This window comes from Vagococcus lutrae, assembly GCF_003987555.1.
Lineage (GTDB): Bacteria > Bacillota > Bacilli > Lactobacillales > Vagococcaceae > Vagococcus_A > Vagococcus_A lutrae.
The window spans coordinates 101,749-123,881 of the sequence record NZ_NGJW01000006.1 but is presented as its reverse complement, the minus strand read 5'-3'; the positions used below and the strand labels follow the sequence as shown (position 1 = coordinate 123,881).

Annotated in this window: 22 protein-coding genes; 9 read left to right on the top strand and 13 right to left on the bottom strand. The window is 38.2% G+C overall.

Annotation, left to right across the window (positions count from 1 at the left end; translation table 11 throughout):
* Positions 1–40 precede the first annotated feature (40 nt).
* The 8 genes from hpt to pth form a co-directional block, all read right to left on the bottom strand.
* The gene (gene hpt / locus CBF33_RS05890) at positions 41–589 is read right to left on the bottom strand and encodes a hypoxanthine phosphoribosyltransferase (protein ID WP_023605521.1); all 549 of its coding nucleotides are present in this window, start codon (positions 587–589) and stop codon (positions 41–43) included.
* Positions 583–2,004 (bottom strand): tRNA lysidine(34) synthetase TilS, encoded by a 1,422-nt coding sequence (tilS, locus tag CBF33_RS05885; RefSeq protein ID WP_126762456.1) that lies wholly within the window; start codon positions 2,002–2,004, stop codon positions 583–585. The genes hpt and tilS overlap by 7 nt, the downstream gene beginning before the upstream one ends.
* A 52-nt stretch (positions 2,005–2,056) precedes the next feature.
* Complete coding sequence (locus tag CBF33_RS05880; protein WP_023605519.1) at positions 2,057–2,491, bottom strand: S1 domain-containing RNA-binding protein; 435 nt, start codon at positions 2,489–2,491, stop codon at positions 2,057–2,059.
* A gap of 72 nt (positions 2,492–2,563) precedes the next feature.
* Positions 2,564–2,986 (bottom strand): FtsB family cell division protein, encoded by a 423-nt coding sequence (locus tag CBF33_RS05875; protein ID WP_126762454.1) that lies wholly within the window; start codon positions 2,984–2,986, stop codon positions 2,564–2,566.
* Between the two features lie 86 nt (positions 2,987–3,072).
* Positions 3,073–3,348, bottom strand: a complete 276-nt coding sequence (locus CBF33_RS05870; RefSeq protein WP_023605517.1) for an RNA-binding S4 domain-containing protein — start codon at positions 3,346–3,348, stop codon at positions 3,073–3,075.
* Between the two features lie 5 nt (positions 3,349–3,353).
* A complete protein-coding gene (locus tag CBF33_RS05865; protein WP_126762452.1) occupies positions 3,354–4,925 on the bottom strand; it encodes a putative polysaccharide biosynthesis protein in 1,572 nt (523 codons plus the stop codon).
* The gene (gene mfd, locus CBF33_RS05860) at positions 4,918–8,463 is read right to left on the bottom strand and encodes a transcription-repair coupling factor (RefSeq protein WP_126762449.1); all 3,546 of its coding nucleotides are present in this window, start codon (positions 8,461–8,463) and stop codon (positions 4,918–4,920) included. The genes CBF33_RS05865 and mfd overlap by 8 nt, the downstream gene beginning before the upstream one ends.
* Before the next feature lie 9 nt (positions 8,464–8,472).
* Complete coding sequence (pth, locus tag CBF33_RS05855) at positions 8,473–9,036, bottom strand: aminoacyl-tRNA hydrolase (RefSeq protein WP_126762447.1); 564 nt, start codon at positions 9,034–9,036, stop codon at positions 8,473–8,475.
* A 219-nt stretch (positions 9,037–9,255) separates the two neighbouring features.
* Here pth and CBF33_RS05850 point away from each other — a divergent pair, with 219 nt between their 5' ends.
* The 5 genes from CBF33_RS05850 to nrdF all read left to right on the top strand — a co-directional run bounded on the left by CBF33_RS05850 (position 9,256) and on the right by nrdF (position 14,745).
* Positions 9,256–10,641, top strand: coding sequence for a L,D-transpeptidase family protein (locus tag CBF33_RS05850; protein ID WP_126762445.1), 1,386 nt, complete (start codon positions 9,256–9,258; stop codon positions 10,639–10,641).
* 365 nt (positions 10,642–11,006) lie between these two features.
* On the top strand, positions 11,007–11,237 hold the full coding sequence (gene nrdH, locus CBF33_RS05845) for a glutaredoxin-like protein NrdH (protein ID WP_023605512.1): 231 nt from the start codon (positions 11,007–11,009) through the stop codon (positions 11,235–11,237).
* A gap of 1 nt (position 11,238) precedes the next feature.
* Positions 11,239–11,619, top strand: coding sequence for a class Ib ribonucleoside-diphosphate reductase assembly flavoprotein NrdI (nrdI, locus tag CBF33_RS05840; protein ID WP_023605511.1), 381 nt, complete (start codon positions 11,239–11,241; stop codon positions 11,617–11,619).
* The gene (nrdE, locus tag CBF33_RS05835; RefSeq protein WP_126762442.1) at positions 11,597–13,759 is read left to right on the top strand and encodes a class 1b ribonucleoside-diphosphate reductase subunit alpha; all 2,163 of its coding nucleotides are present in this window, start codon (positions 11,597–11,599) and stop codon (positions 13,757–13,759) included. The genes nrdI and nrdE overlap by 23 nt, the downstream gene beginning before the upstream one ends.
* Before the next feature lie 20 nt (positions 13,760–13,779).
* A complete protein-coding gene (nrdF, locus tag CBF33_RS05830) occupies positions 13,780–14,745 on the top strand; it encodes a class 1b ribonucleoside-diphosphate reductase subunit beta (protein ID WP_023605509.1) in 966 nt (321 codons plus the stop codon).
* A gap of 46 nt (positions 14,746–14,791) precedes the next feature.
* Here nrdF and CBF33_RS05825 read toward each other — a convergent pair whose 3' ends face one another.
* On the bottom strand, positions 14,792–15,472 hold the full coding sequence (locus tag CBF33_RS05825; protein WP_126762440.1) for a YjjG family noncanonical pyrimidine nucleotidase: 681 nt from the start codon (positions 15,470–15,472) through the stop codon (positions 14,792–14,794).
* Positions 15,473–15,615: 143 nt separating this feature from the next.
* Between CBF33_RS05825 and CBF33_RS05820 the strand changes: the two genes are divergently transcribed.
* The 3 genes from CBF33_RS05820 to CBF33_RS05810 are packed head-to-tail and all read left to right on the top strand — an operon-like array spanning position 15,616 to position 17,582.
* Complete coding sequence (locus CBF33_RS05820) at positions 15,616–16,395, top strand: phosphopantothenoylcysteine decarboxylase domain-containing protein (RefSeq protein ID WP_126762438.1); 780 nt, start codon at positions 15,616–15,618, stop codon at positions 16,393–16,395.
* A gap of 1 nt (position 16,396) precedes the next feature.
* The gene (locus CBF33_RS05815) at positions 16,397–16,936 is read left to right on the top strand and encodes a flavoprotein (protein WP_126762436.1); all 540 of its coding nucleotides are present in this window, start codon (positions 16,397–16,399) and stop codon (positions 16,934–16,936) included.
* Positions 16,937–16,955: 19 nt separating this feature from the next.
* Positions 16,956–17,582: an ECF transporter S component gene (locus CBF33_RS05810; protein WP_126762434.1), complete on the top strand. Its 627-nt coding sequence runs from the start codon at positions 16,956–16,958 to the stop codon at positions 17,580–17,582.
* A gap of 45 nt (positions 17,583–17,627) precedes the next feature.
* Here CBF33_RS05810 and CBF33_RS05805 read toward each other — a convergent pair whose 3' ends face one another.
* Positions 17,628–18,284: an adaptor protein MecA gene (locus CBF33_RS05805; RefSeq protein WP_023605504.1), complete on the bottom strand. Its 657-nt coding sequence runs from the start codon at positions 18,282–18,284 to the stop codon at positions 17,628–17,630.
* 107 nt (positions 18,285–18,391) lie between these two features.
* Positions 18,392–18,790: a transcriptional regulator SpxA gene (spxA, locus tag CBF33_RS05800; protein ID WP_023605503.1), complete on the bottom strand. Its 399-nt coding sequence runs from the start codon at positions 18,788–18,790 to the stop codon at positions 18,392–18,394.
* A gap of 358 nt (positions 18,791–19,148) precedes the next feature.
* Here spxA and trpS point away from each other — a divergent pair, with 358 nt between their 5' ends.
* Positions 19,149–20,156: a tryptophan--tRNA ligase gene (trpS, locus tag CBF33_RS05795; protein ID WP_023605502.1), complete on the top strand. Its 1,008-nt coding sequence runs from the start codon at positions 19,149–19,151 to the stop codon at positions 20,154–20,156.
* Positions 20,157–20,193: 37 nt separating this feature from the next.
* Here the strand turns inward: trpS and lplA are convergent, their stop codons facing one another.
* Positions 20,194–21,198, bottom strand: a complete 1,005-nt coding sequence (gene lplA / locus CBF33_RS05790) for a lipoate--protein ligase (protein WP_126762432.1) — start codon at positions 21,196–21,198, stop codon at positions 20,194–20,196.
* A gap of 11 nt (positions 21,199–21,209) precedes the next feature.
* Positions 21,210–21,947 (bottom strand): MBL fold metallo-hydrolase, encoded by a 738-nt coding sequence (locus tag CBF33_RS05785; RefSeq protein ID WP_126762430.1) that lies wholly within the window; start codon positions 21,945–21,947, stop codon positions 21,210–21,212.
* Positions 21,948–22,133: the final 186 nt, after the last annotated feature.

Below are 22,133 nucleotides of genomic sequence, written 5' to 3'. Positions count from 1 at the left end.
GATACATACATTAGTATTCTAACATAAGTTTTTAAAAACGTTAGTCTTTTGACTCATAAATTTCTGGTTTTAAAACACCAATGTAAGGTAAGTGACGGTAATCTTCTTTATAGTCCAAGCCAAAGCCAACCACAAACTCATTTGGCACGATATAACCAAAGTAGTCGACATCCATATCCACAACCCGACCTTCTGGTTTATCTAATAATGTCACAATTTTTACAGATTTAGCTTGGCGATATTTAAATAAATCAACCAAATAACGTAATGTTCGTCCGCTATCAATAATATCTTCTACTATTAAAATGTCACGACCCGCAACGTTCGTATCTAGGTCTTTAACAATTTTTACTTCGCCTGAGGAAACGAGTGCCTCACCATAACTTGAAACATCCATAAAATCCATTTCTAAATGAATATCCATTTCTCGCACTAAGTCTGCCATAAATGGAATGGCACCTTTAAGTATCCCTATTACTAGAGGGTTTTTCCCTTCATAATCACGAGCAATTTGCTGTCCTAGCTCTTTTGTTTTTTCTTGGATTTGTTCTTTTGTCACAAGAACCTTTTCAATATCTCGTTCTAACATTCCGTTTCTCCTCCCGAATTATCGGCTTTATTATATAGTAACTTGTACTGTATTTTATCAGTTTCAGGAACAATACTCAAATAACTTTTCCTAAAGGGTGGAATCCATAAAACTTCCCCGTGTCGATTGACTACTACCCAAGCGTTATCCCGTTTTTCCTTTGGCCATTTATTATCAATAAAATAGCGACTAATCTTCTTCTTGTTGCCTTGCTGATTCATGATAAACGCATCTCCCGGAAGCGATCGACGTATCGTAAGCGGTAAATCGCTCTCTAATACCGTCAAACTATTCTTCTCGTTAAATGTCGCTGATTTTGTTTCTACTAACGAAAACTGTACACCCGGCTCCACTTTCAATACATCTCCTAGTGTCATCTCATAAGAAGCACAATCCTCATTTACTCTAGAATTCTCTGTTGTCTTCGCTTTTTGATGGACGAGTTGAATCACCGTATAAGTCGTCATAATTTGCCAACCCTCTTCTAAAGGATAGGCTTTTTGTGGTGCCTCACTTCTTATCATCTGTAAAACGGCTTGCACTTGTCGATGATTGATGTTGATTCCTTTTGAAATAACCGTGTCTTCCAACCACTTGGTAAACACCATATATTGTAAACTTTCAGGTTGACGCAAAAATCCTGCTCTGTTAAGTTGCGGTCGTTCATCCAAATCATATGTGACAAGTTCAGCATACATTGGGTCCACCACTTGCGACACAATATCTTTAGTATAGTTTAGTTGTGTGACGAAATGATGAAAATGTTGCAAATAATTTGGATTTTCTTTTTCGATTAAAGGTAACCAATCATGGCGAATACGATTTCGTTGATACTCGCGTGAACTATTTGTAGCGTCTTCATAATAATCTAGTCCGTGCGTGTGAGCATAATGCAAAAGGTCCGCCTTCGAAGCAAAAAGGAGGGGCCGTACAAGTAGATAAGTAGCACGTTGTTGTGACATCGAGATGCCTGACATATCCCAAATATAGCTACCTGTCACTAAACGACGTAAAACCGTTTCCGCTTGGTCTGTCCCATGGTGCGCTGTCACTAGATGCGTATAACCTTGCTGACGACAAATCCGATCAAAAAAAGCATAGCGCGCTTCACGCAATGTCGCTTCTGAAATCACCTGAATGTCACTTGGTACTTCCCACGTTTCACTGTAAAAAGGCAGTTGCTTACCTAAACAATACTCTTTTAAAAACTGTTCTTCCTCTAACGACTGCTCACGTAAACCATGGTTAAAATGAACGACTCCGATTTCCGGATGCACTTTACTTGGCAGCCGTTGTAACAAGTCTAATAACACCATTGAGTCTACTCCCGTTGAAACAGCAACTAAGACGCGGTCGTTTCGTGTAAATAGTTTTTCCTGTTTAACTTGTAAATAAAACGCTTCTTGAAGTGTCATCTTGACCTCCTAAAAATAAAAAAGGATAAGTCCTCACTTATCCTTTCGTATATTAATTGCGACGGCCGCCACGACCGCCACGTTTTCCTTCTGTATTACGTTTTAGAGACAACAGACGATCTTCACTATCTTTCATAAAGTCTGACATTAAATCATCAAAACTTTGTTTCTTAGGCGCTGAATGGACCGCTGGTTTTCGGTATTCTTTACGAGGTGCTCGCGCTTCACGTTGTGGTTTGCTAGGCTGTGCATCTTCTTGTAAACGACGAATAGATAGACCAATCTTACCGTCATCTCCAACACTCATAACCTTAACTTCCACTGTTTCTCCTACTTTTAATACATCATTAATGTCTTTGACAAAACTATTAGAAACTTCACTGATATGCACTAATCCTGTCTTACCTTCTCCCAAATCAATAAAAGCACCAAAATGTGTAATGCCTGACACCTTACCAGATAGCTTTTCGCCTACTTCAATCGACATAAAACTGTTGCTCCTCCTTCATCCTTATAAACCATTTATTTAAAAAATTAATACGCCTTGTTCACTCTCAGGTTATCCGTCTGAGCCCGTCTCCTGTTCATCTATCGGTTCTTCTTGCGTTCGACTAGATGAAGGGAAATGATACACTTGCTCTCCTTCACGCGAATAAAAATATTTTGTTCTAGCTAACTTTTCCAAATATTCATTATCTTTTAGCAACGCCACTTCATTCGCCAAAGCTTCGTGTTGTGTTTTTAACTCTTTTTGTTCCTTCATCACTACCGTCGCTTCTTGATCGACCACCCGTAGTTTATGATAGTTCTTGATAATGTTGACGCCTAGTAGCAGAAATACAATCAACGAAACGCCAAAAACAACGGCCAACCGACGACGACGATAAATAATTGCTTGTTGCATTTTACCAAATAAATATCGTTGTTCCTCAGTGTATCTCATATTCTGTTGTGATGGTGAATGTTCTTGATTGTGTGACATGACACTGCCCAACTTTCTGTTCTTCAAATTTTCTCTTTCAAGATAGAGGCATCATGGATAATTATAGCAATTCTACAGTACAATGTCTAATCATTTTTGTTCTGAATATCGACCTTTTCTTCACTGATTATTTCATACATTTCTTTTGCGTCTTCTTTTTTAGTTGACTCATGTAAAGCTAGCACTTTAACAGTCAGTATCCGATTACCAAATTGAATTGCTAAAATATCATCGACCTTAACTTTAGATGATGATTTAGCTACTTGATCATTCAGAGTAATACGTCCCTTATCTGCTACTTCTTTAGCAACTGAACGTCTTTTGATTAAACGTGACACTTTTAAAAATTTATCTAAACGCATTGCTTTCACCTTTTCTTTTTTATTTTATCGCCTAATGGAATAAGCGACCATTCTTCTAACGTAAAAATTTCAGCTCGCCATACACTGCGAGCAAACACCACGACACCGACTAAAACACCGACTAACACCACCACAAACAGCGTTAAGCGTGAGACATATAGTGCCGGTAAAACCACTTGAATCATTTTTTTATAAATGATGACACTCAGGGCCATTTTACCTAGCGCTATGACAAGTGGCACCACTTCTGCACGCGACTGTCTTGCTTGTGGATATAGTTCTTTTCTTAAAAAGAATAAACTTGTTAGAAACGCAATGACTGTGGATAAACTTGCTCCGACCGTTCCCCACCATTTAACAAAAGGATAACTTAAAGCCATCTTTAACACTAAACTAATCACAAGACCCCAAGCCAACGTACGTGTTTGTCCCATACTTTGACCAACCATTTGAAATACTTGGATCATCGAAAGAACATAGACAATCACGGTAAAAAGACGCAGTGCTAAAGTTTCTTGCGTGTCACCAAATAAAACACGATTTAATTCAGGTAGCAAGACAATCAGTCCTACGGTTGCGGCACTACTTAACACACGCATGATCTTTACAACTTGTCTAACTGCTGCTTGATATGCTAAGGACGATTGTTGCTGAGCCTTTGTTAGACGAGGCAAATAAGACGTGACAAAGCTTAGCGCAATCACAAGTCCTACTTGAACAAAAGGTTGACCTCGGTCAAAGGCACCTTTAACCATTTTGGCTTGTAGGTCTAAATAACCATGTGCGACCAGCCCATTTTTTAACGAAAACGAATCAATGAATTGGCAAAACATTAAATTCGCACTATAGCCCCAGATTAATGCACCTTCCGTAAACAGGCGCTTAGTTACCTCTTCAACAGAGTGTTTCTGTGACATTTTTAGTGGCCACAATAGAGCGGGCGTCTGACTACGATACCGATATACCATTAAAACAATTAAGGCCGCTACACCTCCGACAACTGCTCCAGTTGAAGCATACGCCCCCATCTGATACAAAGAAAAAGAAGCTTGTGTATACCAATATGCCGCTATTAAAATCATCACTACGCGAATGGTTTGCTCCCACAACTGAGAATGAGCGGTAGCCGTCACATTTAGTTCTCCTTGAAAGTAACCACGGTAGATAGCTAACCATGGCGTTAATAAAAAACTAAAAGATGTGACACGGATAACCGGTGATAAAAGCGCGTCTCCCATTGCTTTGGCTATTCCCACACTAAAAAGAAAAAAGACTAAAAATAAGGCAACGCTTAATAACAAACTCAACCAAAAAACAAGCTGTATTTTTTCCTGTTTCTTTTCAAAGTCCCGCTCCTCCGCTACTAACTTTGATAGAAAAAGGGGAATTCCATTCAAACTCAACGTGACTGCTAAGCCATAGATTGGATAGACTTGTTGATAAACATAAAACCCTTCATCTCCCACCATATTTTGAAATGGCACACGATAAATCGCACTTAAAATCTTAACAATAAAAGAACTCATCACTAAGAGCCATGTCCCTTGTAACATTCGGGTGGTCGATTGCTTACTCATCTTTCGCCTCCGTTTGTTTCGTCATAGCCTCTTCACGCTCTTTTTGTAAAGCTTCCGTGACTTTACCAATTTCATTTAACCACAACTCGGTCATCATGGCTTTTGGTAAATGTAAAATAATGTGCATTTGTTCATCGTTCATTCGCATGTCGGCTTTCAACTTGGTTACAGCCAGTGCTTTAAAGAGCTGTTCAACCATATACGTTTTCGTCCCCGCCACACTTAGCACTAATGTTACTTTTTGTCCCTGCTTCTCTATTTTTTCAATCAAAGCACGTTCACTACTCATTTTAATACGACCGATTGCAAGTAAATATGCCACTTCGTCTGGAAATTCACCAAAACGGTCCATAACGTCGTCTACTAATTCCTCGTACATCGCTTGGTTTTCCAACTCACGAACGCGTTTATAAATTTCAATTTTTTGTCGCTCGTCTGGAATATAGGCATTAGGAATATAAGCATCGACTCCTAACTGAATCTCAACGACTGTTTTCGGTGCAGTCGTTTGCTTACCTTGCTTACGCTGAACGGCTTCATTTAACATCTGTGTATATAAGTCAAAACCAACGGAATCAATAAAGCCGTGCTGTTGAGAGCCTAAGATGTTGCCAGCTCCGCGAATGGATAGGTCACGCATGGCTAACTTAAAACCAGATCCTAGTTCAGTAAAATCTTTCATCGCTTGAAGTCGTTTTTCACTGACTTCAGTTAAGACTTTTTGTGGCTCGTACATCAAATAGGCAAAAGCTACACGATTACTTCTCCCCACACGCCCACGCAATTGATAAAGCTGAGATAAGCCCATATGGTCGGCATTTTCCACAAACAACGTATTCACGTTAGGAATATCTACTCCTGTTTCAATAATCGTGGTGGTCACTAACACGTCATACTCACGATTAATAAAATCAAAAAGTATATTCTCCAATTGCACTTCTGTCATCTGACCATGTGCAAATGCAATCCGTGCGTCCGGCACTAACTGTTGTAACTCACCCACTTTTTGTTCAATCGTGTCAACACGGTTGTGTAGATAGAACACCTGTCCTGAGCGTGCTAATTCGCGTTCAATACCATCTCGAATCGCCCCAATATTTTGTTCCATGACATACGTTTGGACGGGATAGCGATTAGAAGGGGGGGTTTCAATGACGGACAAATCGCGAACGCCAAGCATTGACATATGCAACGTTCTTGGAATAGGCGTTGCGGTTAAGGTTAAAACATCGACTTCTGAGCGCAATTGTTTTAAACGTTCTTTATGTTTCACTCCAAATCGTTGTTCCTCATCTATTATTAACAAGCCTAAATCTTGGAAGACGACATCTTTTGAAAGAATCCGATGTGTTCCGACTACCACATCCGCTTGCCCTTTTTTCAACTTTTCAATCGTTTCTGTCTGTTGTTTTTTCGTTCGAAAGCGACTTAACAACTCGACATTTACAGGAAAGTCAGCAAACCGTTCTAACATTGTTTCATAGTGCTGTTGTGCCAAGATTGTCGTTGGTACTAAAAACGCGACTTGTTTATTATCACGCACAGCCTTAAACACTGCTCGCAACGCGACCTCCGTCTTACCGTAGCCAACATCTCCCACTAATAAACGGTCCATCGGTTTCGCTTTTTCCATATCACGCTTAATCTCTTGAATACTTCTTAACTGATCATCTGTTTCACTATAAGGAAAAGCGTTATCAAAAGCAGCTTGCAAATTATCATCTGGTGAAAAAGCAAAGCCTTTTTCTGCTTCACGTGCTGCATATAGTTGGATTAAATCATCCGCTATATCTTCCACTTTAGAAGCTACCTTGCGCTTCGTTTTAGTCCATTCCGTCCCACCTAACTTATTGATTTTCGGTGTCTTGGACTCAGAGGCAACGTACTTTTGAATCAAATCTAACTGTGTGACGGGAATAAAGAGCTTATCGTTATTTTGGTAAACAATCGTCATGTAGTCTTGATGGACACCATCCATCTCTAGCGTTTCCATTCCTATATATTTACCAATTCCGTGATTCACGTGCACAACGTAATCGCCAGTTTTTAATTCATTATAACTTTTCAACCGTTCCGCATTAGAAATGGCGCGTTTCCGTGCTTTCGGTCGTTTTTTCACTTGTAAAAGTTCATGTTCGGTGACTACTACCAGTTTTTCATCAATTAATTCAAAGCCTGTCTGCAATTCTCCAAGGCGAATTTGAACGGCTTGCTCGAGTATCGGACCATCATGTTGTACCACATATTCAATGGCGTGTTCTCTTAACAATTGCTGAATCTTCTGACTTTTTTCTATTGTATTAGTTAAAATAATCACTGTTTGCTGTTTTTTCTTCCAGCTATTTAATTCGACTTCAAATAAGCCCATCTGCCCAAAGAACTGTTGCATCGTTCTCACTTGAAAATGATGAATCTGTTGAAACTTAAGATTTCCCATCCCTTTTTGAAACACTGAGAAATAACTTGTTGCCACAGCAGTTTTTTTAAGAATTTCGCGAATCTCCCGACCATACGACACGGAAGGAAGTAACTTATGTAAGGCTAACTGTTCACTAATCCACTCACCCTGCTCAGTTAACATCTCCTTTTCTACTTCTAAAATCCGACTATAATCATCTAAAATAACCGCATCGTCTGCTGCTAAATGCTCAATCATTGTACGAGCGTCTGGCATCAGATAGTAAATGAAGTGACGATCCTCCAGAGTCCTTTCACCTGCACGCCATTGTGTCGTTAAACTATCCATATAGTGAGTCGTTGCTTGTTTTGCTTCTTCATCTTTTAGTTTAGATGTATAAGCATGTACGTCTTTTTGTAGTTTGTCTGCAGCAGGTTCGTAGACTTCTGGGACGATTAGGACATCTGTGGCTGGCTTGATTTCAATTTTTTCTACATTTTCAATAGAGCGTTGAGTATCAGCTTCAAAGTATCTTAGCGAATCAATTTCATCGTCAAAAAAGTCAATACGAAATGGATAATCTGATGTTAAAGGATACACATCGACAATACCACCGCGCACACTAAACTCGCCTGGTTTCCCTACCATACTTTCACGCACGTAGCCCATTGTAATCAAGTCTTGTGTCAAGTGTTCAATTTCTACTGTATCGCCTACTGCTAACTCTTTTTCATAACGTTGCCATGTTTCTTTACTTGGCAAATAGTGACGCGCACCAGCAGCCGGGACAACTAGAATACCCGTGCGATTACTGTAAAGAAATGATAATGCTTCTATCCGATCAGCAATAGCCTCTGGTGAGGCAAAGCCCATTTCCACAGCCAACACTTCATTTACCGGATAACTGTACAGCTCTTCTTCTGGAACAAGATGGCTTAAGTCATCTAATAATTGATTCATTTGATGAAGATTGGGGGTTACGACAACGAGTTTTCTTTTTTGACCATAGTAAAGAGAGGCTAACGTTAGCGTTTTAGCTGATCCCGTTAACCCTGTCACTAATTGTGTTTGTTTTTGCTCCATCCCAGATAACCAATCTTGCATTGTGGGACTATTCATAACTTTTTTGATGAGTTCCATATTAATCTCCTACTTGTTGAATCGGTTCATTGTGCCAACAAAATCTTCTTGTTCCAACCAATCTTCAATAGCGTCTGTCGCTAAGTGAATAGCACCGCCTATTTCTTCATGAACCTCTTTGGCAAAAGGACTTAAAACGTGTGACACCACATCTTGTTTAGGATATGGTCGACCAATACCGATTTTAATCCGTTGAAAATTCTGTGTCCCTAAATGCTGAATCAAACTTTTAATACCATTATGTCCACCTGCACTGCCTTTTTGTCGCAAACGTATTTTTCCGATTGGCAAATCCATGTCATCATAGACGACTACAATATCTGATAAGTCTATTTGAAAATAATCCATTAAAGGTCGTATCGCTCGGCCAGATTCATTCATATAGGTAACAGGTTTAGCTAATATCACTTTTTCTCCATTAATAAACGTTGTGGCAACGTCTGAATCAAACATGGCCTCATTCGGTTGAATCCCTAGTCGATGGCAAAGTTCATCAACCGTCATAAACCCAACGTTATGTTTTGTGGTCATATATTTTCGTCCTGGGTTTCCCAGTCCTACAATTAATTTCATGGTGCATATCCTCCATTATTTTATCCAACACAAAAGAGCTGAGCAACAAGCGCTGCTCAGTTTTTCTTCTTTATTATAGCACACACCGTTCAATGCGTCATAACGTAACCTTCCCCCTCTATTCCATCCATGTCACGCATGAAAACCTTATTTTTTCATCTACAAAGAGAATGTGTTATGATACAATCAAGTCATTATTAAGATAAACGAGGGTGGGCTATGAGTAAACAAACGAAAATCATTGGTATATTATTATTAGTCTTAGTTGTAATGTTAGGCGGCGTTTATTTCTATCAACGAAACTTTTTTACGACTCATTTTTTACCTAAGACTTACGCAAACAACACTGATATTAGTGAACTAACGGTTTCACAAGCTGAGAAAAAAATGTTGGAACGTAACAAAAGTCAAGTCTATGAAATCAAAGAAGGCAAAGAAGTCATCGAAACTCTTCCTAAAGAATCATTAGGTATTCATTACGACTTTCATGATGATTTAAAAAAAGCGATGAAACAACAAAAGCCAAGTCGCTGGTTCCTTGACTCACGTCAGAAAAAACAATTAATTTTAACCAACCATAATTTAAATGAGCAAGAGTTAAAAACACAACTCAATCAATTAAAAGAGAAGTTAGATAAGATAAATGAAGAACGACAACCTGCTCAAAATGCTTCGATTGAAAAAACGGAAGCGGGCTTTGAAATCAAACCAGAAGTTAAGGGCACTGCGATTGATACTGGAGAAGTCATGGCAGCTTTAACTAAATCGATTCAAGCAGGCGAGTCGACATTGGACGTTTCACACTTTGTCCATCAGCCAACGGTCAAAGCTAACGATCCAAAGTTAAAAGAAAAATTAACACAACTGGAGAAAATCTCTAATCAAACAGTATCCTATACATTAAGTGGCGAAAAAATTGACGTACCAAAAGAAACTGTGACGTCATGGTTTATTTACAATCCTGAAAGTCAGGAAATCGATATTGACCAAGAAGCAACAAAAGCTTATTTAGCATCACTCGGTCAAAAATATAACACGAGTACTAATCCAACCAAATTCAAGAGTACCAAGCGTGGTGAAGTTACCGTTCCTGCTGGTACTTACAGTTGGACACTTGCTGTCGATACGGAAGCAGCCGCCTTACGTGAAGACTTATTAGCTGGCAATAGTGTCAATCGCGTTCCAGCATTTCAAGGTAGCGCGCCAGCTGGGGCACCCTTAATCGGCAACACCTATATCGAAATCGACATGAGCAATCAACACATGTACTTTTATAAAAATGGTAAATTAGAATTGGAAACAGATATCGTTTCAGGAAAACCAACTACTCCTACCCCACACGGCGTTTTTTATGTTTGGGATAAGGTAAAAGACACGACGTTGCGAGGCACTAACGACGATGGTTCGAAATATGCTTCCCCTGTCGACTACTGGATGCCAATTGATTGGACGGGTGTAGGAATTCATGACTCTCCTTGGCAACCAGCTTACGGAGGGCAACTATGGGAAACAATCGGTTCACACGGTTGTATCAATACCCCACCATCACTCGCAGGTAATTTATTTAACGCTGTAGAAGTCGGCACCCCTGTTTTAGTTTTTTAATCAGCAAAAGACGTCACCTTTTTAATAAAGGTGACGTCTTTTTTTACCACTAGATATAGTAGGTCACATCATTTCAAAATAATCTTTTTATTGAATAAAATCTCAATCAATCATGAATATTTTTATCCTTTAACTATAAATCTAAAACAAGACCACTATGAAAAAAACTAATGAAAACACACCACTTCTTGCTTATCACTCCTAAACCACTTAATCCATCCTACTCTTGTTCAACACTAAACATTGTATATAAGGTTCTTGTCACACACAAGATATAGTGTTTTATCAATGAGAAATATTTGACTTCACCACAATTTAAGGTATACTAATAATTACTAATAATAAATATATGGAGGTCATGATAGATGAAAACAATAACACTTTACACAAAAAACAATTGCCCTCAATGTAAAATGACTAAACGTTTTTTAGCACAAAAAGATGTGACATTTGAAGAAATCAACATTGATGAGCAACCACAATATATAGATTGGTTAAAAGAACAAGGACACCGCACTGTACCCGTTCTAACAACAAATGAAAGTATGACCATCGTCGGATTCCGTCCAGATCAATTAAAAGCGTTGGCTGTTTAATATGAAACTTGTTTATTTTAGTGTGACCGGTCAAACCCGTCGCTTTATCAAAAAAGTCGATTTGCCAGCTTATGAAATTGATCCGATGAATCCCTTTTACGAATTAAATGAACCTTACTTACTAGTCGTTCCTACTTATGATGTTGATGTCACCGAAGTAGTGAACGATTTTATTGAGTACAAAAGTAATCAGCAAAATTTAGTCGCTGTTGCCGGTGGTGGCAACCGTAATTTTGCCGATCTTTTTATTTTTACAGCGAAGGATATCGCTCGGGACTACAACATTCCCTTGGTCTTCTCGTTTGAATTTAACGGGACACCTGAAGATGTTGAAAATTTCAAGAAAGTAGTGAGTGACCTTGAGTCTAAAAGAACTAACTGATGTGACTTATTTTGAACTGAATAATGAAATTAATCGTCCTGTCGATAATCAAATCCCTTTACATAAAGATAAAGAAGCCTTAGCTGCTTTCTTTAAAGAAAATGTTGAACCTAATACGATGACTTTTTCCTCTATTCCTGAAAAAATCGCCTATTTGATTGAACATGATTATCTAGAAAAAGAATTTATCGAAAAATATGACATGGCTTTTATTGAAGAGCTATATGACTATCTTTTCGCACAAAACTTTGAATTCAAGTCATTCATGGCTGCTTATAAGTTTTATTCACAGTATGCATTGAAAAATAATGCGGGAACGCAATACTTAGAACGTTACGAAGACCGCGTTGCTTTTAATGCGTTATACTATGCAGACGGCGACCAAGAGTTGGCAAAAAACTTAGCGGAAGAGATGATTTATCAACGTTATCAACCGGCTACTCCTTCTTTCTTAAACGCTGGTCGTAAACGTCGTGGCGAACTCGTTTCTTGTTTCTTATTGCAAGTAACTGATGATATGAACAGTATTGGCCGTTCCATCAACAGCGCGCTACAACTATCACGTATCGGTGGTGGTGTAGGAATTTCTCTTTCTAACTTGCGTGAAGCAGGGTCTCCTATTAAAGGATTTGAAGGGGCAGCGAGTGGGGTCGTACCTGTCATGAAACTTTTTGAAGATAGTTTTAGTTATAGTAATCAACTTGGTCAACGTCAAGGAGCTGGGGTTGTTTATCTTGATGTTTTCCACCCAGATATTGAAATGTTCCTGTCTACTAAGAAAGAAAACGCCGACGAAAAAATCCGCGTTAAGACACTTTCTCTTGGTTTAACCGTTCCTGATAAGTTTTACGAATTGACACGCGAAAATAAGGAAATGTACTTATTTAGCCCTTATAGTATCGAACGTGAATATGGCGTGCCGTTTTCATACATTAACATTACTGAAAAATATGACGAACTAGTTGCAAATCCAAACATCCGCAAAACTAAAATCAATGCCCGCGATTTGGAAAATGAGATTAGTAAATTACAACAAGAATCGGGTTATCCTTATATCATTAATATTGATGAAGCTAACCGCCAAAATCCAATAGACGGAAAAATCATTATGAGTAACTTGTGTTCTGAAATCTTACAAGTTCAAACACCTTCTGTGATTAATGACCGTCAAGAATATGAAGAGCTTGGAACAGATATTAGTTGTAACTTAGGCTCAACAAATATTCCAAACTTAATGGAGAGCCCTGATTTTGGTAAATCTGTACGTACGATGACACGTGCCTTGACATTTATCACAGACTCTTCTGACATCGAAGTTGTCCCTTCAATACGTAACGGCAATCGTTTAAACCATACGATTGGGTTAGGTGCTATGGGATTACACTCTTACTTCGCTAAAAACCAAATGATTTACGGTTCTGAAGAATCCCTTGATTTTACAAATGTCTACTTCATGTTATTAAACTATTGGACACTTGTAGCAAGTAACCAAATCGCCAAAGAACGTGGCGAAAGTTTTTCAAACTTTGAAAAATCGGATTATGCTAACGGGACTTACTTTGACCGTTATATCGAAGATGTGGTCACACCAAAATTTGATAAAGTCAAAGCCCTATTTGCTAATATCGATATACCGACAGCTGCAGACTGGCAAGCATTGAAAGAAAATGTCATGCGTGATGGCTTATACCATCAAAATCGCTTAGCCGTTGCGCCAAATGGTTCTATTTCATATATTAATGACACTAGTGCGAGTATCCATCCGATTACTCGTTTAGTTGAAGAACGTCAAGAAAAGAAAATCGGAAAAATTTACTATCCTGCACCATACTTAAATAATGACACCTTACCATACTACACGTCCGCTTACGATATGGACATGCGAAAAGTTATCGATGTGTATGCTACGGCACAAAAACATGTCGATCAAGGTATGAGTTTGACACTATTCATGCGTTCTGATATTCCTGAAGGCTTGTACGAATGGAAAACAGAAACAACAAAACAAACGACACGTGATTTAAATATTCTACGCCACTATGCTTTCCACAAGGGCATCAAATCTATTTATTACATCCGTACCTTTACGGAAGATGAAGAGGAAATCGGCAGTAATCACTGTGAGAGCTGTGTCATCTAATTTTGAAGGAGGAAAACAGAGTGAGTCACGAAACATATTATGAAGCCGTCAACTGGAATGCTATTGAAGATATGATTGATAAATCAACATGGGAAAAATTAACCGAGCAGTTTTGGTTAGATACCCGTATCCCTCTATCCAACGACTTAGATGATTGGCGTCAACTATCAGACTTAGAAAAACAAACGATTGGCTATGTCTTCGGAGGATTAACCTTACTAGACACGATTCAATCTGAAAACGGGGTGGAAGCGTTACGTCGTTCTGTACGGACACCTCATGAAGAAGCTGTTTTAAACAATATTCAATTTATGGAATCTGTCCATGCAAAAAGTTACTCGTCTATTTTCAGTACGTTGAATACCAAAGCAGAAATAGATGAAATTTTCCACTGGACGAACACTAACGAATATTTACAAAAGAAAGCTAAGATTATCAATGAAATTTATCTTCATGGGACTGATTTAGAACGTAAAGTAGTCAGTGTTTATGGCGAGACTTTCTTATTCTACTCTGGGTTTTACGCCCCATTGTATTATCTAGGGAATAATAAACTAGCCAACGTTGCAGAAATCATTAAGTTAATCATTCGTGACGAATCCGTTCACGGAACGTATATCGGTTATAAATTCCAGTTAGGCTTTAACGAGCTATCTGATGAAGAACAAGATGAAATGCGCGATTGGATGTACGACTTATTGTATGAGTTGTATGAAAACGAAGAAAAATATACGGAGTTATTATACGACGAATTAGGTTGGACGGATGAGGTTAAAACGTTCCTACGTTATAATGCCAATAAAGCCTTAATGAACTTAGGAATGGACCCACTCTTCCCTGATACAGCAAATGACGTGAATCCAATTGTAATGAACGGTATCTCAACTGGAACTAGCAACCATGACTTCTTCTCTCAAGTAGGAAATGGGTACTTACTAGGAACGGTTGAAGCGATGAAAGAAGACGATTATACGATTGGTCTTTAATTAATAGATAGTAAAAGGAGATTGTGTCCGTGACACAATCTCCTTTTTAATTGAGTAATGACTTTAATTCTTCAAAAGAATGAATCGTATAGGTGGTTGCCACTGTCTTATTTTCTAGAGAGTGTGGATTGTACCAACAGGTATCAATCCCCGCTTGAATTCCGCCATGCATATCGGCAGATAACGAATCGCCAATGATTAGTACTTTTTCTTTCTCAACAGTAGGTATTTTAGCAAATACCTCATCAAAGAAACGTCGGTCTGGTTTTTGATAACCAATTGTTTCGGATACAAATAATTGATTGAAATAAGATAGTAAATCTGCACGTTCTAACCGTTGATATTGCGTTTTTTCTACACCATTTGTCACAACATACAAGTCATAGTTAGCCGCTAATTGCGGTAACACCTCAGCTACTCCTGGCATTAAAAAAGGTTTGTCACTTAAAAATTGACGAAAATAGCGATCCATTTGCTTTCCATCTTGACCTTGACCATATTTTTTAAAAATATAATCAAAACGACCAGCCAATACCTCTTCACGTGTTAATAAATTTTTCTCCAGAGCACCCCACAAAGCATGATTATGTGCAGTAAAATCTTGCTGAATTTCTTCTGTTAACACGATACCTTCTTGTTCAAACAAACGATTTAACGCATAGACTTCTGCTTCTTTAAAGTTCAATAATGTATCGTCCACATCTATTAATAATACATCATATCTCATCTCGTCCCCTCCTCTACCTTCATTATTATAATCAACTTTCAGTCATTCGACTACTTATAAGAAAATTAAAGTATTTTACTTTGACACATATACGCGGATTCAGTAAGATAGAAACAGTATACAGATAACAGGAGGCGTATAAAATGAACGTGTTAATAACTGCTGGCGGAACATCCGAACGTATTGATCAAGTTCGACATTTAATGAATCGTTCAACAGGTCGTCTAGGAAAAGCTCTTGCTGAGTATTTTTCAACATTCTCAGAATGTCAGATTACCTATGTTCATGGTAAAAATGCCGTCTTACCTGCATTAGAAAATCATACTTTTTATCCCATTGAATCCGTTGGTGATTTAGAAAAGACTCTTAAAAAATTATTATCAGATAATCATTATGATATCATCATTCACGCTATGGCTGTGAGCGACTATCAGTTTGCGACAACTTCACATATCGAGCAATTATCCCAGCAAATTACACAAGCCATTCGCCAAACGGAAATAGATTTATCACAGCAACCAGACCAATTGGAATGTTTAATCACAGACGTTCTCACTAAGGACCTGATGGAAGAAACGCCTGCGTCAACGAAACTTAGTTCAAATTTCGATGACTTACTTATTGGCTTAAAGCGCGCTCCCAAAGTCATTGCCCTTTTACGACAATGGCAACCAAACGCTTTTATTGTCGGTTTTAAATTATTAGTAGACGTTAGTAACGAAGAACTCGACCGTGTCGCCACAGCATTATTGCATAAAAATCAACTAAACTTAGTAGTGGCGAATGACTTGACACGTCTCACAGACGATACGCATCCAGCACGTCTAGTCCATTCTGATGAATCTGTCCTGGCTGTTTCAACACGTCAAGACATTGCTAAAGGTATTTATCACGCTTATCTCAAACAAAAAGAGGAGATGTAACATGACAAAACGTATCTTACTTGGCGTTTCGGCTAGCATATCCGCTTATAAAAGCGCAGATATCGTGCGTCAACTAACCAAACAAGGATGTGAAGTAGAGGTCATCATGACACGACATAGTACGGAGTTCATTACACCCCTCACTTTACAAACTTTATCTCGAAAACCCGTTCACACCGATGTGATGGCTGAACCTATCCCAGATCAAATCAATCATATTGATATCGTCAAGCGTCATGACTTATTCGTCGTTGCACCGGCTTCTGCTAATATTATTGGCAAAATCGCGAACGGTATCGCAGATGACATGTTATCTACGACTGCTTTAGCAGTACATGACATGCCTAAACTAATTGCTCCTGCGATGAATACCTATATGTACGAAAACCCTGCAATGCAAGCTAATCTAGTCAAACTCAATCAATATGGCTATCACATCATCGAACCTCGTGAAAGCTTACTGGCTTGCGGTGATTATGGGAAAGGCGCACTTGCACAACCAGACGTCATCGTAGATGAAATTTTAAAGGCGCTCGCCTAATTTGGAGGAATTGTCACTCATGAAAACCCGTGATTTAACATTAACAGCTATTTTTCTAGCGATTATCTTTCTATTTGCTTTTACCCCTTTAGGTTTTATCAATCTAGGAGTTATTAAAGCGACACTTATTCACGTGCCTGTCATTATCGGAAGTATCGTTTTAGGACCTCGCATTGGAGCCTTACTAGGACTCGCATTTGGTGGTACAAGCTTATTAATTAATACTTTGACACCGTCACTGCTATCCTTTGCTTTCTCACCGTTTATTCCTGTTATCGGAACACAGCATGGTAGCTTGTGGGCATTGGTCATCGTCTTTATCCCTCGTCTATTAGTGGGAATTGTCCCTTACTATGTTTTCAAAGGGTTAGAACCTATTGTAAACAAAAAAAGCCATCGTCCACTCGCATTTATTACGGCAGGAATTGCAGCGTCTATGACAAACACACTCTTAGTTATGAACCTCATCTATTTATTGTTCCAAGACGCGTACGCTATGGTTAAAGACATGCCAATAGGACCAAGCCTTTACAAAGCTGTTCTCACAGTCATTTTTGTTAACGGTGTGCCAGAAGCTATTGTAGCGGGAATCGCTACTGCTGTCGTTACACCGCTGCTGCTTCAGTTTAAAAATAAAAGAAGATAAAAAAAAGCCTGACTTTTAGCAAATAAAGTCAGGCTTTTTTCTTCACTATTTAAAATAATAAGAAAGTTGTTCTAAAGCACTTTTTTCCATTATAAGTTGACCATGTTCAATCAAAAGCTCCGGACTAATCGAGGCTAATTTTCCATATTCTAACATGCGACCTAATTCAATTTCCATCATTTTATGTGTCAATTCTTCGACATAAAACGTTACATTTAAAAAATATTGCTGTTGATATTGATAAAGGTCAGTAGAGGCTGATTGGAAACGTTGTGTTTTAGCTAACTGTATTGCTTCTTCCAACGAGCGAAAAGCAATCACATAATGAACTTGAGGCGCTTCTTCTACTTCAATCGATTTATCTTCCAGTGGTGTTTGGGCCACTTTATCTTGTATTAAATCACCAAATGCACCTTGATTAATCAGGTCCGTAATATCTGGCAGTCCTTCTCCATCACTGGACATCAAGTTTTTACTAATAAAAAGCTCTAAACCATTTCGATTAGGCATGACTTGAAAAGTGACAGCGTCAGTCTCTTGGAACTGCTCATCGATATCAACTTCTTCTAAAATACTATGAAAAAACTCTTCGATTTGTTTATGATTTCCTAGCAAATCTAAAAAGGTGATGCCTCTTTCTTCTAGATCTTCATTTTCAATTAGTACACGAATAGTATTTTCATTGATTCGTTCCATTTCCATCGTACATACACCTCACTTCTTTTTACTTACCTATAACACTCATTGTAGCTTAATTACTGAGAATGTAAAGAAAAAAATACCTCGCCAAAAAGACGAGGTATTAAATCTTATAATCCTGCCATGAGTTGGGCATGTTTTAATTCTAAGGCACGAACTTCACGAGGTAAGAAACGACGAATTTCATCTTCATTAAACCCTACTTGAAGTCTCTTTTCATCAATCATAATTGGTCGTCGTAATAACCCTGGGTTTTCCTGGACCAACGTTAGTAAGTCTTGCAGTGGTAATTCATCTAAATCCATATCTAATTTTTGAAAGACTTTTGAGCGAGTCGAAATAATTTCTTCTGTACCATCTTCCGTCATTCTTAAAATTTCTTTTAACTCAGATATTTCAAGCGGCTCAGAAAAAATATTACGTTCCTTAAACGGAATTTCTTGCTCAACTAACCACGCACGTGCTTTACGACAAGATGTACAACTGGGAGAGGTATATAGTGTCAACATATGAGTCACTCCTTTTGATGCTCTCGACATCTTTATTTAATACTGGTTTTTCTCAACCTTGTATAACCTTAATTATAACCTATATCACAACCAATTACTATATCTTTTTCAAAAAAAGTAAGAGTTTTTCACAAAAGAATCCCTTATTTTATCGCTTTTTCATAGTTTTTTCTCACTTTCAACACATTTAAACTCATTTAATTTTAATTTTTAAAATAACCGTTTAATTAAATAAATCACATTTTATCTCTTCATTTCATACGTGTTATTCACAAGCCTATGTGTTGGATATTTCTTTTTACCGCGATTTTTAGTATAATAGAAAGAACGAGTGTGACGTTGAAAGGAAGTAATAAAAATGAAAACTATTTTCTCTGGAATTCAACCAAGTGGTATTCCTACCATCGGTAACTACATTGGTGCTATGAAGCAATTTATCGCCTTACAAGATGATTATGATTGCTATTTCTGTGTAGTAGATGAACATGCTATCACGGTACCACAAGATCGACTTAAACTTAGAAAACAAATTTTAGATTTAGCGGCACTTTATGTCGCTATTGGGTTAGACCCAAACAAAGCGGCAATCTTCATTCAATCAGAAGTGTCTGCACATGCTGAAGCAGCTTGGATTGTCCAGTGTCATACGACTATTGGTGAGTTAGAACGCATGACTCAGTTTAAAGACAAAGCCCAACAACAAGCGAAACAAGGGGTCACTGCTGGTCTATTAACTTATCCGCCATTAATGGTCGCAGATATTATTCTCTATGATACGGACTTGGTTCCGGTAGGAGAAGATCAAAAGCAACACTTAGAGTTAACACGTGACTTTGTAGATCGTTTTAATCAGCGCTACGCCCAAAAAGGACAAACTTTACTTACCAAGCCTGAAGTTAAAATCCCAGAACACGGAGCGCGTATTATGAGTTTACAAGATCCTACTAAAAAAATGAGTAAATCAGATACTAACCAAAAAGGCTTTGTTTCTATGGCTGATACGCCAGATGCTATACGCAAAAAAATTAAGTCAGCTGTCACAGATTCAAGTGGAACGATTGAATATGACGTTGAAAATAAACCAGGCATTTCAAACTTGCTAACGATTTTCTCCGCGATGACTGGAAAATCTATCGCTGAACTTGCTGAAACTTACCGTGACTCAGGTTATGGGACATTTAAAGCTGATTTAGCAGAAGCGATTATTGACGTCTTAGAACCAATTCAAACCAAGCAAGCTGCCTTACTCGCTTCTGGTGAATTAGATGCTATTCTAGATGCAGGAGCTGAAAAAGCGACGATGAAAGCCAATCGCACTTTAAAACGCATGCAAAATGCTGTAGGTCTTGGACGTAAACGTTCATAAGCAAAACCTCTCAAGTCGTAACTTGAGAGGTTTTTTATTAATATAACACTGTTAATAAATCGTCGCTTGTAATGTTTCCAAAATATTTCTTCACATCGATTTGGTTTGCTACTTCTTTTAAGGCTTCTTTTGTATATTTAACACCCACTAATTGTGCTTCAACATCACTAATCTCACCTAAACCAAAGAAGTCCCCAAATATTTTCGCTTCTTTAATGACACCGCCTGAAACATTCAAACGAACTTCAATGGAACCAATTGGGAAACGCTCACGTTTCACAATATCAAAATCCGGAGATTTACCAAAGTTCCAGTCCCAATTTCGATAATATTTATCAGAAATTTGGTTGATTTTCTCCCAGTCAGCTTCCGTCAATTCATACGTTTTTACATCTTCTAATGAGTCTACCCCAAAGATACGCAGTAAAATATCTTGACGGAAATCAACGGTCGTCAAGTCTTGATATTCATCATCTAAGAAAGGTTTGATATTGGTAACGCGTGAACGAATCGACTTAATTCCTTTCGATTCAATCTTATCTTTTCGTACCTTTAATGCATTCACGACTTCATTAACATCACTATCAAACATAATCGTTCCATGCGCGAACATTCGGCCATTTGTCGCATACATCGCATTACCAGAGAATTTTTTGTCATCAATAACTAAGTCATTGCGCCCTTTCAACTCTGCTCCCTCTACACCCATTGCATGTAAAGCATCAATAATCGGTTTTGTTACCTTCGCAAAGTCACGGAAAGAATTGCCATCATCAGGCATGATAAAACTAAAGTTTAAGTTACCAAAGTCATGGTAAACAGCTCCACCACCACTTAAGCGACGGACAACGTGAATCCCTTTTTCTTCGACATAATCAACATTAATCTCTTCGATTGTATTTTGATTACGTCCGATAATAATCGAAGGTTCATTGATATAAAATAATAGGATAGGCTCTGACACTTCCATCTCACGTAATAAGAAAGTCTCAATCGCCAAGTTTACACGTGGGTCATTGTTCTCGTTTGGTACAAATAACATCTCTATTCCTCCTAAATTTCAATAGTTAAGTTTTTCTGAGCTAGTAGCACGTCAACATTTGGACCTGCATAGTGACGCGCCTGATTTTCTAATTGTGACAAATCCAGTTCTTGTTGTAAATGACTTAATACCAATGTTTTCACATTACCTTGTGACGCTAATTTCCCAACTTCTTTCGCTGTAAAATGAACGGGATGATTCTCATTTCCCTCTAAGAAATAAGCATCAGTAATTAAAACATCCGCCTGTGTGACAAACGACTCAAAAGCCGATAAGTAGCCAGAATCAGCTGTATAAACGACTGTTTTCTTCGTTCTATCTTCAACAATACGCATTGCAAAACACGGTACAGGATGTTTAGTTCGCATAAAGGTCACGGTAAAAGGGCCTATTTTTAAAGTATCTTCTTCCTGATACTGATAACCTTTCGAAACATTTGCCAACGTCAAAGAGGCAAAGTGTGCGTCATCCTCACCGTGTCCATATATCGGCAAAACAGGTGTTTCAGACGTACCACGCAATTGTCGATAATACTGTAACACTCCTAAGTCAGCGATATGGTCATGATGATAATGTGAAATAATCACAGCATCAAGTGTCAAAGGATCCAGATGGTCTTCTAAAACAGATAAAGTATGGCTTCCCGCGTCAATTAAAAGTGAGAAGTCAGCTGTTTGTAACAAGTAACTAGACGTGCCTTCGTGTTGCCATGGGTAAGCACCCCAATAGCCTAAAACCGTTAGTTTCATTTTTCCACATCCTTCACTTCATATTCATACTTTACGACTTTTTTTCATTTTTTTCAGCTTATCTTACTCAATAAAAGTCAAATCAGAACTTTTTTCTCTGTATCAAGTGTTTTTCGTCTTCAAAAAAACATTTATGTACTTAAAAATCAAAGAAGCAGTAACAATAATTGTTAACTGCTTCTAATC